The organism is Aminobacterium sp. UBA4908 (genome assembly GCF_002398115.1).
Classification (GTDB): Bacteria; Synergistota; Synergistia; order Synergistales; family Aminobacteriaceae; genus Aminobacterium; species Aminobacterium mobile.
In genome coordinates this window covers 19,496-32,996 of sequence record NZ_DHCG01000012.1, presented here as the reverse complement: position 1 = coordinate 32,996, position 13,501 = coordinate 19,496, and the positions used below count along the sequence as shown (strand labels likewise).

The 13,501-nt window shown below is 43.8% G+C and carries 12 protein-coding genes; 7 read left to right on the top strand and 5 right to left on the bottom strand.

The features are described 5' to 3' along the window. Positions 1–192 precede the first annotated feature (192 nt). Positions 193–345 (bottom strand): hypothetical protein, encoded by a 153-nt coding sequence (locus tag B4J50_RS08990; protein ID WP_156923317.1) that lies wholly within the window; start codon positions 343–345, stop codon positions 193–195. Positions 346–541: 196 nt separating this feature from the next. Here B4J50_RS08990 and B4J50_RS08985 point away from each other — a divergent pair, with 196 nt between their 5' ends. Further along, positions 542–1,771: a CCA tRNA nucleotidyltransferase gene (locus tag B4J50_RS08985; protein ID WP_024821541.1), complete on the top strand. Its 1,230-nt coding sequence runs from the start codon at positions 542–544 to the stop codon at positions 1,769–1,771. A gap of 191 nt (positions 1,772–1,962) precedes the next feature. Here the strand turns inward: B4J50_RS08985 and B4J50_RS08980 are convergent, their stop codons facing one another. Beyond that, entirely contained in the window at positions 1,963–2,796 is an 834-nt protein-coding gene (locus B4J50_RS08980) for a M55 family metallopeptidase (RefSeq protein WP_286847521.1), read from the bottom strand. Positions 2,797–2,923: 127 nt separating this feature from the next. Here B4J50_RS08980 and B4J50_RS08975 point away from each other — a divergent pair, with 127 nt between their 5' ends. The 5 genes from B4J50_RS08975 (at position 2,924) to B4J50_RS08955 (ending at position 8,691) form a co-directional block, all read left to right on the top strand. Beyond that, positions 2,924–3,607 carry a GntR family transcriptional regulator gene (locus B4J50_RS08975; protein WP_024821547.1) on the top strand — a complete coding sequence of 228 codons (684 nt, stop codon included), beginning with the start codon at positions 2,924–2,926 and terminating at the stop codon, positions 3,605–3,607. Positions 3,608–3,662: 55 nt separating this feature from the next. Further along, the gene (locus B4J50_RS08970; RefSeq protein WP_286847520.1) at positions 3,663–3,854 is read left to right on the top strand and encodes an oligopeptide/dipeptide ABC transporter ATP-binding protein; all 192 of its coding nucleotides are present in this window, start codon (positions 3,663–3,665) and stop codon (positions 3,852–3,854) included. 18 nt (positions 3,855–3,872) lie between these two features. Further along, the gene (locus tag B4J50_RS08965; protein ID WP_024821552.1) at positions 3,873–4,931 is read left to right on the top strand and encodes a P1 family peptidase; all 1,059 of its coding nucleotides are present in this window, start codon (positions 3,873–3,875) and stop codon (positions 4,929–4,931) included. 86 nt (positions 4,932–5,017) lie between these two features. Then, complete coding sequence (locus tag B4J50_RS08960) at positions 5,018–6,637, top strand: ABC transporter substrate-binding protein (RefSeq protein ID WP_024821553.1); 1,620 nt, start codon at positions 5,018–5,020, stop codon at positions 6,635–6,637. A gap of 107 nt (positions 6,638–6,744) precedes the next feature. After that, on the top strand, positions 6,745–8,691 hold the full coding sequence (locus tag B4J50_RS08955) for an alpha/beta hydrolase family protein (RefSeq protein WP_286847519.1): 1,947 nt from the start codon (positions 6,745–6,747) through the stop codon (positions 8,689–8,691). A gap of 81 nt (positions 8,692–8,772) precedes the next feature. On the opposite strand, the gene B4J50_RS08950 is transcribed toward B4J50_RS08955, so the two are convergent. Further along, positions 8,773–10,212, bottom strand: coding sequence for a leucyl aminopeptidase family protein (locus B4J50_RS08950; protein WP_286847518.1), 1,440 nt, complete (start codon positions 10,210–10,212; stop codon positions 8,773–8,775). A gap of 189 nt (positions 10,213–10,401) precedes the next feature. On the opposite strand from B4J50_RS08950, the gene B4J50_RS08945 reads away from it, so the two are divergent. Beyond that, positions 10,402–11,451: a dipeptidase gene (locus B4J50_RS08945; RefSeq protein WP_024821556.1), complete on the top strand. Its 1,050-nt coding sequence runs from the start codon at positions 10,402–10,404 to the stop codon at positions 11,449–11,451. A 78-nt stretch (positions 11,452–11,529) separates the two neighbouring features. Here B4J50_RS08945 and B4J50_RS08940 read toward each other — a convergent pair whose 3' ends face one another. Further along, on the bottom strand, positions 11,530–12,513 hold the full coding sequence (locus B4J50_RS08940) for an ABC transporter ATP-binding protein (protein ID WP_024821557.1): 984 nt from the start codon (positions 12,511–12,513) through the stop codon (positions 11,530–11,532). Next, complete coding sequence (locus B4J50_RS08935) at positions 12,506–13,501, bottom strand: ABC transporter ATP-binding protein (protein WP_024821558.1); 996 nt, start codon at positions 13,499–13,501, stop codon at positions 12,506–12,508. Before B4J50_RS08935 ends, B4J50_RS08940 begins: the two co-directional genes overlap by 8 nt.

Here is a 13,501-nt window from a genome sequence, read left to right as displayed (position 1 = left end):
CACGTGATTTATATGAATATTTTTCGTATATAAAGATTTTACCTCCGAAACACCTCACAGCACAAAGCGGGGACCTATAGTAATAGGGTCCCCGCTCTCTCTTATTTTTTTCTTAGACAAGAGCTATAATTTGCAATAAATAAAAATGAATATTTTTTTATTCTAAAAAGGATAACTGTTTCTTTCCCTTTGTTATTTGAAATAAGGCTTGGCGAGACGACGCTCGACCATCATTCGTAAGAGGAGAGTATCGCTCCAATCCCGGCCAGGATGGGTATATTTATCGATGGCAATAACAAAAAGTAAGGACAAAACAATAACACAGAAGACTATAAGAAACTGCATGAGGAGAGAGGGGCCTTCTCTATGTCTTTTTGGGGGCTTTTGGTAGTTCCTCACTTTTATCACCTGCTTTCAGGTGCATGTATACTATATATTATTCCATAAGGTCAGAGAAGCTTATGCTGGCTAATAAATTGTGCATATACACATATATTATACTATATTACCTTATAAGGCTTGTTGGGAAGGGGGAATGAAGATGGCTTTATGCCGAGCCTTACGGCTTATCCGTCTTTTCGCTAAGGAAGGCAAACGTGCCTGGCTTGTGGGTGGTGCAGTGAGAGATTTATTGATGGGACGCACTTCCTTTTCTGACATGGATGTAGCTGTTGAAGGAGAGGAAGGAGAAATTCAGAATATTTTTCCCCACGCTATTTTTGTTGGAAAGAAGGGGAAGCGAACTGGCATAATCTTTTTTGAGGGAGAGCACGTGGATATTTTCCCCCTCGGCTCATATCCTCTTGAAGAAGATTTGGGGAGGCGGGATTTTACGGTAAATGCCATAGCTATAGATGGAGAGGGGGACGTGTATGATCCTTTTGGAGGGCTGATAGATTTAGAAAAGGGGCTTCTTCGCTTTAACGGCGATCCTGTGGAGCGTCTTAAGGATGACCCCATTCGAACATTGCGTCTCTGCCGCTTTTCAGCCTCGCTGAGTTTAAAAATAGATGAAGATTCTTCCAATGCTGTGAAGGCTTTTGCCCCCCTTATTCCGCCTATTCCTGGGGAACGAATTGGGCATGAAGTTCTGAAAGCTCTTGATGGAGATGCCTTGCTTTTTTTCCGATTGGTGAGCAGTCATCAACTTATGCCTGTTTTTTTCCCTTTCCTTGAAGTTTTGAAAGATCAGCGCCTTGTTTTTGGTGACCACTATGAAGGAGGGAGGCTCCTTCATTCACTTCTTTCCCTTCAGTCGGCTCAAAACATTCATGCGGAAAGCGCCGTACAAATGGCGGCATTGCTTCATCATGTAGGCTGTCCGTCTGTAGAAAAATATTTAATTGATTGGGCATGGCCGGCTGCTCTTCGCAACGAAATCGAGATGTTGGTAAAGTATCATTCATTACTGCTGTCTCCCCTCTCTTTAGAAACAGCGGTTTCTATAAATGGAGAGCTAGGGGCACACATAGTTGAAAAGTTGTTCCTTCTTGCTCGTGCAATATTGGCGGCGTCGGGGAAATCTGACGAGTTATGTCGAAAAAACCGTATTCTCTATAGCGCAACGGCAGCTCGGCTATTTTGTGCAGATTTTCTTCCAGATGGTGATGAGCTCATGTCGATGCTCAATGTGGAGGAGGGCCCTCTTATTGGCATTTTGAAAGTAGGGCTTCGTCAAGCTGTGGCTAAAAAAGAGATCCGTAGCCGTGAAGACGTGGTGAAGTGGTTAGAGAAAAACACCCCAGACGGAGGAGTCCCCACATCAAAGTAAAAGGGAGAATAGAGGGCTTGAAAACTCCTCCGCCAAGATGTTTTTAAAGCAATCTGTCGATTATTTTTTCTAACAAACAGGAAGCGAAATGACAATCTTCCAGAGAACAGAAAGCTTGTGGAGTGTATGCTTTTTGTACAGGTATAGAAAGAGAGAGGGTAAGGAAGACTGCCTCACCCCCTGTCGTAGGGTTATAGTTTTATTGAACCTGCCAGAGATGTGGCTATCCCTATCCAGTGTCGCATCTCTTCCATGGTAGAACCTTCCATTCGTACCGTTCGCCCATCTACGCGAATAACCCCTGGAACATAAGACACTTCGTCACATTGGCGGGAATATTTAAACGTAATCTCTAAGGAATAAGGAGTAGCAATTTTCATAACGGGGGCTTTTTTAGATTGTATAGACGCTACTGCTTTTTTTGCCGCTTCTTTCAAAAGAGAGAAAGAGACGGAAGGAGGTAATAGGGTTGCGCAGCTGTTAGAGCGCCCTTCTTTTACAGCACACGTAATGAGATTGCTCCCTAAAAGCGCCAGAGCCTCTCGACAGGCGGCGGCATCTCCAGAGACGAGTGCTACGGGAATATGATGTTCAGCACAGACTGCGGCATTGAGCCCGGTCTCACCTACGTTGTGGCCATTGAGCGTTACGTTGAAGACAGAACTTCCAGAAACAGTGTGGTCTAGCACCGCTTCTGGCGTCCCTGCCATAGCATGGTAGGCGATAAAAAATGCTCCGTCGCATCCTTGAACCCCTTCAATCATGCCAAGTGCTTTGGGAGTTCCAGAGATAAGCCGAACCTCTTTGGGCAACTGCGATACATCAATATTAATCATTCGTGCATGTGAATCGTTTACAAGTATTTCGGTTGCGCCAGCTTCAAGTGCTCCTTCAACGACGGCTTTTAGATCGTGATATTGCATTGTGCACCCAAAAGCGTATTCATTTACAGCCTCGGCACGTACGTGTAAAGGACTTACGATGCCGGTAGCCCCTTCCATATCCACGCTTATGTAGATCTTCACTGGAATCACCTCAATAATAAGAATTCAATGCTTTGATTGACAATTATAAATGATCGTTGTAAAAATGGATAGACAAATGGACCCATTTTTTTATCCATTTAGGGATGAAGGGGAAGGGGGGAACGGAATGGAGGGAAAACTACGAGCAGATGAGGTAGTTTTTCGCCATGTTATCGCAAAGCTTGTTGCCAAAGAATTGCGCCCCGGAGACAGAATTTATGAAACGGCCCTGAGTAAAGAACTAGGTGTGAGCCGTACTCCTATACGACAGGCTATTAGTCGTCTTATTGCGCAGGGAGTTCTTGAAAATAGGGAAGGGCAGAAGGGATATGCAATCCCCATTCTTACTCCTGAGGATATGCAACAGGTTTATGTTTCTCGGGAAGTGGTTGAAGCTCAATGTGCTTACTACGCGGCTTCTAATGCCACACCGGAAGATATTGCACTTCTTTGGGACTATAATATGCAAGAGCGACGCCTTTATGATAGTGATGAAAAAGAGCGTTTCGCCAATCTCAACGAAAAATTCCACCTTTCTATCGTTCGGCTCAGTGAAAATATATATTTGCAACGTTTTGCTCTCCAGCTCTATTGGCGAGCGCAACTCTATACTTTCTATCTTGGAAGCTTTTACCGTACCTACCGAAACCTTGCGGAAAAAAAGGCGTTCCCTCAAGATCCTGACCACCATACAAACTCAGAACATGCTCGTATTATACGAGCCATAGAAAATAAGGATAGTGAGGAGGCCAAACTATCTATGGCCGATCACATACAACGTACCTATAGGCATTTTTGTAGGTTAATGTAGAGTTTCTTCTAGAATTTGGAAGGATGTGTAGATGGATATTTTACATATATAGGGGGTGGATGAGGCCGGAGAAAAACCATCTATGGTTTTCCGGAGGTGTCGTGGAGACATTCCAAGTCCTGTAAATCCTCCTTCGGGGTGTGGTTTCCATTCCCGTTGCTCTATGGCGAAAGATATTTGTAAAAGAGAGGTTCCAGAGTGGCGTGAAATAGAGACAAAGCATTGGGTTGCTTGTCACTTTGCGTAAAAATGAGGGAGTAGTTTTATGAAAAAACAGAAACGTATTGCTGATTATGGTATTTTAATTGGTCAAATGGAGCGAGGAGCATTAAATGCTATTACAGATGTTCCGGGAGTAAAAGTGGGGCACTGTACTCTTGATGAAGGATCTGTAAAAACAGGTGTCACGGCGATTCTTCCTCATGAGGGGAATATGTTTCAGGAGAAATTAGTGGCAGCGTGTCATGTAATTAACGGTTTTGGTAAATCTGTGGGATTGGTACAAGTAGAAGAAATGGGGACCCTTGAAACGCCTATTATTCTTACAAATACATTGAGTACAGGGACGGCAGTAGAAGCATTGGTGCGCTATATGTTAAAAGAAAATAAAGATATAGGTCGAGAAACGGGAACGGTCAACCCTGTAGTATGCGAGTGTAACGATGGCTTTTTAAACGACATTCGTGGTTTGCATGTAAAGGAGGAGAATATTTTTTCTGCCCTCGCACGTGCGGATAAGGAATTTGAAGAGGGGAGTGTAGGGGCAGGTAGGGGAATGTCGTGTTACCAGCTTAAAGGGGGGATTGGCTCAGCTTCACGTGTTTTTACTATAGGCGGAGAAAAATTTGTTCTCGGTGTTTTAGTTCTCTCAAATTTTGGGGAGAAGGGAGACTTAGTTATTGATGGCTTGAAAGTCGGGAGAAAAATAGTAGAAGTCGAATCTTCGCTAAAAGAAAAAGAACAAGGATCCATTATTGTTATTATATCTACTGATATTCCTATGACTGAACGACAGCTGAAGCGAGTTTGCCGTCGTGCTTCCGTAGGCATTACCCGTACGGGAGCTTATATTGGGAATGGCAGCGGCGAGATTGCGTTGGCTTTCACTACGGCTAATCGGTTTTCGCACTATGAAGACAGAGCGGTTTGCCCTATAGGGATGTTTAATGAAAATCATATAAATGTTGTTTTTCGTGGAGTTGTAGAGGCTACAGAAGAGGCGGTGTTGAATTCTATGATTTGTGCTGAAACGACTATAGGGCGAGATGGGAATATTCGTCGTTCTCTTAAGGAATATGAATCATTTTTTGTATGCTCCGATTGATAATTCAAAGCATTGATTATATGATGAATATACTTTTAGGAAGGTGCGACGAGCTTTTCTATATTCTCGTAGGAGGGAAGAACTGCATGAAGAAAAAATTATGGATAGCTTTGCTCATGGCGTTAGCGTGTGTTTTTGTTGTGTCTGCGGCTTTTGCTGCCCCTCAGCCAGGTGGCATTTTGAGGTGGCGCTTGATCAATGATCCACCTTCTCTCGATCCAGTTTTTTCTAACATTACAGTGGCAACCCGTGGTTCAAACCTGTATCTGGAAACTTTGGTAACTACATCTGCAGATGGGAAAAAGATACTGCCTCTTTTGGCCGAAAGTTGGGAAGTTAGCGACGATGCTTCAGTTTGGACCTTTCATCTTCGTAAAGGAGTTCACTTCCAGAAAACAGTTTTAGGAGAAGCGACGCTGAATGGTGGTCGCGAGATGACGGCAGAGGACGTAAAGTACAGCTTTGAACGTCTCGTAAAGATGAAAGCAGCGCGGGTCTTCTTCGCAAGCAGCATTGCTGGGTATAAAGACCTGAATGATGGCAAGGTTGATGAATGGAGTGGCATCAAAGTCCTTGACAAGTATACGATTCAGTTCACCCTCGAGTCTTCTTTTGCTCCCTTCCTTGCGGTTATGACATACCCCAATTTTGGCATTGTTCCTAAGGAAGATGCGGAAAAGTGGGGGAAGGAGTTTACCTTCCATCCAGTTGGTACTGGACCGTTTGTTCTTGAAAAATGGGATCATGATAACCTCGTTTCCTTCCGAAAGAACCCCGATTATTGGGGAAAAGACGCTGATGGGAATCAGCTCCCCTATCTTGATGGTATCGATCTTGTTGTTATCCCCGATAATAGTGTAGCCTATCTTGAGTTTAAGAAGGGTAATATCGATGTGCTGCCAGATATTCCTGACGAGTATTATCGCGAAATTAAAAAAGAATTTGAAGGTCAGTTCCAGGAAATACCAGGTTTGGACGTTCAGTATTACGGCATGAACCAGACGAAGCCTCCTTTTGACAATATTAAGGTTCGGCAGGCTCTGAATTACGCAGTGAATAGAGAGGCTATTAGTGAATTAGTCCTTAATGGACGTTATTCGGTAGCAAAAGGTGTTCTGCCCCCTGGTATGCCCGCCTATAATCCTGATATGAGATGTTATTCCTATAATCCTGAAAAAGCCAAAGCGCTTTTGAAAGAAGCAGGGTACGAGAAAGGTTTTGAGGTTACTCTCCATTACAATAATAACCCTCGTCATAAGGCTATAGGCGAAGCAGTTCAGGCGCAGCTTGCCGAGCTTGGCATTAAAATGAATCTTTCCTCTTCTGAGGTAGGGGCACATTATGATGCCGTTCGTCGTGGCGATTATGGCTTGTTTAGGGCTGGATGGGCTGGAGATTATGTAGACCCTGATAACTTCCTTTACACATTGTTCTACTCAGGGAACATTGGCCCTCAAGGGAACTACTCTCGATATAAGAACGAAGATGTAGATACGTGGCTTGTGGACGCTCGTCGAGAAACTGACCGTGAGAAACGTATTGAGCTTTACAAGAAGGCAGAACAGAAAATTGTTGATGATGCAGTGTGGCTTTTCCTTTTCTATAGCACGAACAGCCTCGTTACAGGACCGAATGTAAAGAACGTTCATCTTGATTTCTTGGGAGACTATATGACGAAACTTACCCAAGTGTATATTGAAAAATAAAATTATCGCATAGTGACGGAACTTAAGGAGGGAGACCGTGAAACGGTCTCCCTCTTTCGATTGGATATTAGAAGAAGAGAAACACGTGAAAGGAGCTTATACCCTCTATGAAACGAAACGTAGAAATAACAGATTTGTTGAAATATCGTTTTCTTTCAGTGCCTTCATTTTCTCCAGATGGCGAGCATATTTGTTTCCGGGTTCACCAAGCTTTACGAGAGGAGAATTGTTACTCTACAAACCTTTGGATCTACAATCTTTCTCGGGGAGATCTTCGTCAACTTACTACCTCGGGGAAAGAAAAAATTTTTGCATGGAAGCCAGACGGACGTTCTCTTATTTTTGCCAGTGAGAGACAAGAGCCAGAAAAAAATAAGACGTATCTTTACTCTATATCTATAGATGGAGGGGAAGCATATTCTTTAGCTCAGATTCCCATGTCTCTTTCATCGCTCGCTGCTCTTAACAACGATATGCTTTTAATCACAGCTTCTTTCGAGCCAAAGTATGAGAACCCAGATGAAGGGGACTATATAGTTTTTGATCAGATTCCGTTCTGTTCCAATGGCAAAGGATATACGGGCCAACGCCGTAATGGATTATATGTGTATAAGCTTTCCACAGGAGAATTAACGCGGCTTTCTCCTGAAGATATGGATGTGGAAAACTTTTGCATCGATGAAAAATGCAAGAAGGTTTTGGCCTGGGGGCCACGCTATCGTTATGTTAAAGGGCTTTATAACGTTTTATGGGAGTTCGATGTTACGACTGGAAGAGGTTCCGAACGCCTGCAAGGAGAGACGTTCACGTGTAGATGGGCAGGTTATGTTAATGGAGACATTTGGGTTACTGGTAGTTATTTAGATAAACACGGTGTCAATGAAAATGTTAAATTTTATAAGATTCTCAAGCAGGATATTCAGTGTATATCTCCCGATTTAGATCGAGGCTTGCGGAACTCTATCGGATGCGATTGTCGATATGGAACAACAGATCTGAACCTCGCTTTTTATGCCCAAGACGATACAGTTTGGTTTGTTTCCACTGATAATTTCCGTTCTCATCTTCACACTATCAAGTCGGATGGTTCTATAAAACAGGTCACCCATGACCTTTTTTCGGTGGATGATTATCGCATATATAAAGACATGGCTGCTGTTATAGGTTTAAAAGGTCTTGCTCTTCAGGAGCTTTATCTTGTTAAAGATGGTAAAGAACAACAGGTAACTCACTTTAATGACTGGCTTGGAGAAGAGTGTAACCTCCCTGAACCTGTTCATGTGGTTGTGGATAATGGGACGGATATGCCTATAGATGGGTGGTACATGAAACCAGTAAATTACGAAGAGGACCGAACATATCCTGCTATTTTAAATATTCATGGTGGCCCCAAGATGACTTTTGGGGATGTCTTTTTCCATGAAATGCAATATTGGGCTGCTCAGGGATACGGAGTCTTTTTCTGCAATCCCAGAGGAAGCGACGGGAAAGGGAATGGCTTTGATGATATTCGAGGTAAGTATGGTACTGTAGATTATGAAGATATAATGACTTTTACCCATTGGATTATAGAAAATGTTCCTTTTGTGGATAGAAATCGCCTTGGAGTTACAGGTGGCTCTTATGGTGGATTTATGACGAACTGGATTATTGGGCATACCAACCTTTTCAAAGCGGCTGTTTCCCAACGAAGCATCAGTAATTGGGTGTCGAAAGCCGGGGTCTCTGATATAGGGTATTATTTCGTGCCAGATCAGCAAGCTGCTGATATCTGGACTGATGTAGAAAAATTATGGTGGCATTCTCCTTTAAAGTATGCAGATCAGGCTCAAACTCCAACTCTTTTTCTTCACTCCGATGAAGATTATCGTTGCGAATTGTCACAAGGATTGCAAATGTTTTCCGCTTTAAAACGTCATGGCGTTGAAAGCCGTATGTGTGTTTTTAAAGGCGAGAACCATGAATTGAGCCGAAGCGGGAAGCCCCGGCAACGTCTTGCCCGCCTAAGGGAAATGACAAATTGGTTTGATCGTTTTTTGAAAGACAAGAGATAAATAGGATGCTCTAACAGTTTGTTCAGCACCCCAAAAGTCGGACAGAAAATCCAGCGTTTGGGGTGCTCTTATCTTTATTTATTATTTATGTTCGGCGAGTAGATATTCGAGGCAGGTTCTAGTTGCAAAAGCAGAAGCGCCGAGACCGTAGCAATCGAATTCCTTTTCGTAGTAATCTACTGCGGCTATATCGAGATGAGCCCATGGAATAGTAGGATCTACGAATTCTCTTAAGAACATGCCGGCTGTAATAACGCCGCCTCCAGGGCCACCAGTGTTTACTACATCTGCGTATGGGGTATCAATTTGTTCCCGAAGCTTTTCGTCGTCCATGGCAAAACGGTGGAACCGCTCGCCTGCTTTTTCAGCAGAGAGAAGCACGTCGTTACTCAGCTTGTCCCAGTCAGAAACAAGGCCAGCAGTATAGTTTCCAAGGGCGGTGACAGCAGCACCTGTAAGAGTGGCCATGTCGATAATAGCGTTAGGCTTGAGAGTGGATGTGTAAGCAAGCATATCTGCTAGAGTCACTCGTCCCTCTGCGTCAGTGTTTTTAATTTCAATTGTCTTGCCATTGAAAGCGCGGATGATGTCGTCGGGTCTATAGGCATTGCCGTCGGGCATGTTTTCTACAGCACCGAAGAGACCGTGAACTTCGTAGGGACATTGAAGGGCTGGAAGAGCATTCATAATGCCTAGAACATTGCAGGCCCCAGTTTTATCGCATTTCATGGTTTTAATGCCATCCCTAGTTTTTATACAAAGCCCGCCGCTATCGAAGGTAACGCTTTTTCCTACGAGGGCTATTTTTCCAAGGGTCTCTTCCCCTTGAGGATGATATGTAAGGTGAACGAGTCTTGGGGGTGTTTTAGAACCCTTTCCTACATGCCAAAGAGCTAAAAGGCCTTTGTCTTGAATCTGTTGCTCGTCAAGAATAGTGAGTTCCATTCCATGACGGGAGGCTATTTCTCGGGCAATGTCGGCCATAATGAGGGGAGTGATTACATTGCCTGGCTCATTGGCTAGGTCTCGCGAGTATGTTTGAGCGGTAGCAACATGACGCCCCTGCTCCATGGCTTGAAGGTCCCCGCCTTCAAGGAAGAAAGATTCACATGTTGCAGCAGGAGATGTGTCGGTAGTGCGATATTTAGTAAACCGGTAATTGCCAAGAATAGCACCTTCAGCTATAGCTTTGCTGCTGGCGGCTGTGGGAGGTTCGGGGAGGGCGAGAGAAAAAATTTTAAGCCCTATGGTTGTCCCTTTCCTAATATATTCAGCAGTTTTATTTCGGTATAGGGTTGTAAGATCAGAAGATCGTTCAACTCTTTTTCCGAGCCCAATAACAGCAAGCCAATAGGAGCCTTCGGAAAGCGGAATAAACTGAATGGCACCCTTTTTACCCCATTTCGAAAGAAAGTCACTATAGGGGGCCAAGGAATCTGGTAGCTTTGCATCTTCGAAGATCATAAAACCTCGAACACTCATAGGTGTTGTATAAGATGGGGGTAAGCTTAAAAAATCCATGATGAACACCTCCAGAAATAGTGGCATTACATATCTACTATACAACAAAGGGAGAAAGAGAGGATATAATTTTAAAGGTTAGTTGCACATCGTTATTATCTTCGAGTAGCTTTGGTGGTGTGGGGAAGAGATCCTTTCAATCCTCGAACACCGTGTATCCCAACTTTCTAGAATATGGAGGCGTAGTTTATGACCGATGGAAGCAATGTAACTCTTTCTTATTACGAAAAGGCTCAGGAACTTCATGAAAAGCACATGGTTGTGGATGCTCATTTCGATCTTTTACCATTGGTGTTAGGGAAACGGTTGAAAGGAGAGACTCACGTTATTGAACGGGATTATCTTCCTTCTTTGAGGGCAGGGGGAGTCAACCTTGTCATTTCGTCTCTTTTCGTCCCTAACGAGTACTTGCCTGAAATGGGATTGCGCCGAGCCTTGGATTTAGTGAGCGTACTTCACGCAGAAATGGAGGAAAGCCCAGGCCTCTTTTCTTTGTGTAGGAATACCCAGGAGATACGCCATGCCAAAGAAAAAGGGGAACTTGGAATTCTCCTCTCCTTTGAGGGACTTGAACCTATAGGAAATGATCTCGCTTTGCTTCGTATCTTTTATGAGTTGGGAGTGCGAGGGATTGGAATTACATGGAGCCGTCGGAACTTTGCCGCAGATGGTTGTTTTTTTAATCCGGTAGAGGAAGGGCGAAAGGGTGGGCTAACAGAATTTGGCGTTAAAGTTGTACGAGAAGCCACCCGCCTGGGTATGTATTTTGACATAAGCCACCTTAATGATGAAGGAATGGAAGATCTGTTTAGTTTGTATCAGGGACCAATCATGGCTTCTCATTCTAACTGTAGATCGTTAATGCCCTCTATGAGAAATCTCACAGATGATTTAATTGGCAAATTGGCACGAAGTGGTGGAGTTATGGGTATGAATGTTTGTAGTACTTTTGTAGGGGATCCGGATGTAAAAAAGCTGGACGAGAAAGATCTGGCCAATCATGTAGATCATATCCGGAGTTTAGTGGGAGTAGATCATGTAGGTTTTGGTTTCGATTTTTGTGATGAAATGAGAGATTTTACCAAGCCGGGACCTCATCGAAATTATGATTGTATTAAAGGGCACCATCATTCTATAGAATTTACAGCAGAGCTTCTATCGAGAGGGTATAGTGAGGATGAAGTAATAAAAGTTATAGGCGGAAATTTCATAAGTTTTTTAGAAAAGACGATAGGATAAATAAGAGAGGGACTTTTTAAAGTCCCTCTCTTATAGTAAGCATATAGAGCCTGGCACTCTTTTATATAACGGAGCTTTTTATTTTTCTTGGAGGAAACAGGCAGTGTAATGCTCATCTCCACGATCTCTAAGCTCGGGAGTTTCTTGAGAACAGCGCTCCATGACATATGGGCAACGGGTATGGAAGCGGCAGCCTTTTGGAGGATTGGCGGGAGAAGGAATATCTCCTTCCAGGGGAATTCGGATTCCTCGTTGCTCGGGGTCGGGGAGAGGGATAGATGAAAGAAGGGCTTTTGTATAGGGATGCATGGGATGCCTGAATATCTCTTCTTTTCCCCCTAACTCCACTATAGTGCCAAGATACATAATAGCAATTCTGTCGGAAATAAATTTCACCACAGAGAGGTCATGGGTAATAAAAAGATATGTGAGGCCGAACTCTTCTTTCAGATCCATAAGCTCGTTGAGAACCTGGCTCTGTATAGAGACGTCCAAAGCACTTACAGGCTCGTCGCAAACTATAAACTCTGGGGCTAAGGCTAGGGCCCTGGCGATGCCTATTCTCTGTCTCTGCCCCCCTGAGAACTCGTGGGGATAGCGGAAGCGGTGCTCCGGAAGAAGCCCAGCTTTCACAATAATGTTTGTAATGTAGGTATCCAGCTCTTTTTTTCCCGTGGCAATGCCGTAAAATTTTACGGCTTCTCCTACTATTTCTTGCACTGTCATACGGGGATTGAGACTCCCATAAGGGTCTTGAAAGATAATCTGGATATTTTTCCGAATCTCCGCAGGATTTTCCTTCAGAGTTTCCCCCACGTCCCTTCCCTTGAAATAAACAGATCCGGCTGTGGGAGTGAGAAGATGCATAATAGTCCGGCCTGTTGTAGATTTGCCACATCCGGACTCTCCTACTAATCCAAGAGTTTCCCCTCTTTTTATAGTGAAGGACACGCCATCCACAGCTTTTACGTAGCCAACGGTTTTTTTGAATATTCCTTTCTTTATAGGAAAATATTTTTTGAGCCCTTCGACCCTGAGAAAGTCCTGATCGTTTTTATTCATTTTCCACACCTACCTTCTCGGGGTGATCTTCATAGAGCCAGCATCGAATAGCTCGATTATTGGAAAGAAGATAAAGGGGCGGTTCCTCTGTAGTGCATCGATCGAAACATTCGGAGCAGCGATTGTGAAATTTACAGCCAGAAGGGAAATTCAACGGGCTTGGAACAACGCCAGGTATAACATCAAGTCGTTTTGCCTGTGTATTGAGATGAGGGATAGAGTGAAGGAGGCCACGGGTGTAGGGATGCTGAGGTTTTTTAAAAAGAGGGACGACTGGTGCTCTCTCCACAACTTTCCCTGCATACATAACAACTACATTCTGCGCCATTTGGGCTATGACACCGAGGTCATGTGTAATAAAAATAATAGCCGAATTCATTTTTTTCTTGAGTTCGTTCATGAGATCAAGAATTTGAGCTTGAACGGTTACGTCAAGAGCTGTAGTTGGTTCGTCGGCAATGAGAAGGGATGGGTTGCATGCTAGCGCCATGGCTATCATGGCCCTCTGTCGCATTCCTCCAGAAAGCTGATGAGGATACTCTGTCATTCTTTGACGAGCGGATGGAATACTTACCAACTCCAAAAGTTCCACTGCTTTTTCGAAAGCCGCCTTATTATCCATGTTTTGGTGAAGCCGAAGAGGTTCCATAATCTGCTCACCAATAGTAAAGACAGGATTGAGACTCGTCATAGGCTCTTGGAAAATCATGGAGATGTCATTCCCTCGAATTTTTTGCATCTCTTCTTCCGATAATGTAGTGAGATCTTTCCCGTCAAAAATGATCCTGCCTCCAGCTATTCGACCAGCTGGGCGTGGCAAAAGCCCCATAATAGAGAGGGATGTAACTGATTTTCCACATCCGGATTCTCCCACTATTCCTAGAGTCTCGCCAGATTCTACTGAAAAGGAGACGCCATCGACTGCCTTCACTGTTCCAGCATCTGTATCGAAATATGTTTTAAGGTTTTTGACTTCTAGCAATGCCAT

Bases quoted from the DNA above. Each gene is read 5' to 3' on its own strand.
- B4J50_RS08990 (WP_156923317.1), bottom strand. From the start codon at position 345: ATGCAGTTTCTTATAGTCTTCTGTGTTATTGTTTTGTCCTTACTTTTT.
- B4J50_RS08985 (WP_024821541.1), top strand. From the start codon at position 542: ATGGCTTTATGCCGAGCCTTACGGCTTATCCGTCTTTTCGCTAAGGAA.
- B4J50_RS08975 (WP_024821547.1), top strand. From the start codon at position 2,924: ATGGAGGGAAAACTACGAGCAGATGAGGTAGTTTTTCGCCATGTTATC.
- B4J50_RS08965 (WP_024821552.1), top strand. From the start codon at position 3,873: ATGAAAAAACAGAAACGTATTGCTGATTATGGTATTTTAATTGGTCAA.
- B4J50_RS08960 (WP_024821553.1), top strand. From the start codon at position 5,018: ATGAAGAAAAAATTATGGATAGCTTTGCTCATGGCGTTAGCGTGTGTT.
- B4J50_RS08955 (WP_286847519.1), top strand. From the start codon at position 6,745: ATGAAACGAAACGTAGAAATAACAGATTTGTTGAAATATCGTTTTCTT.
- B4J50_RS08950 (WP_286847518.1), bottom strand. From the start codon at position 10,212: ATGGATTTTTTAAGCTTACCCCCATCTTATACAACACCTATGAGTGTT.
- B4J50_RS08945 (WP_024821556.1), top strand. From the start codon at position 10,402: ATGACCGATGGAAGCAATGTAACTCTTTCTTATTACGAAAAGGCTCAG.
- B4J50_RS08940 (WP_024821557.1), bottom strand. From the start codon at position 12,513: ATGAATAAAAACGATCAGGACTTTCTCAGGGTCGAAGGGCTCAAAAAA.
- B4J50_RS08935 (WP_024821558.1), bottom strand. From the start codon at position 13,501: ATGGCATTGCTAGAAGTCAAAAACCTTAAAACATATTTCGATACAGAT.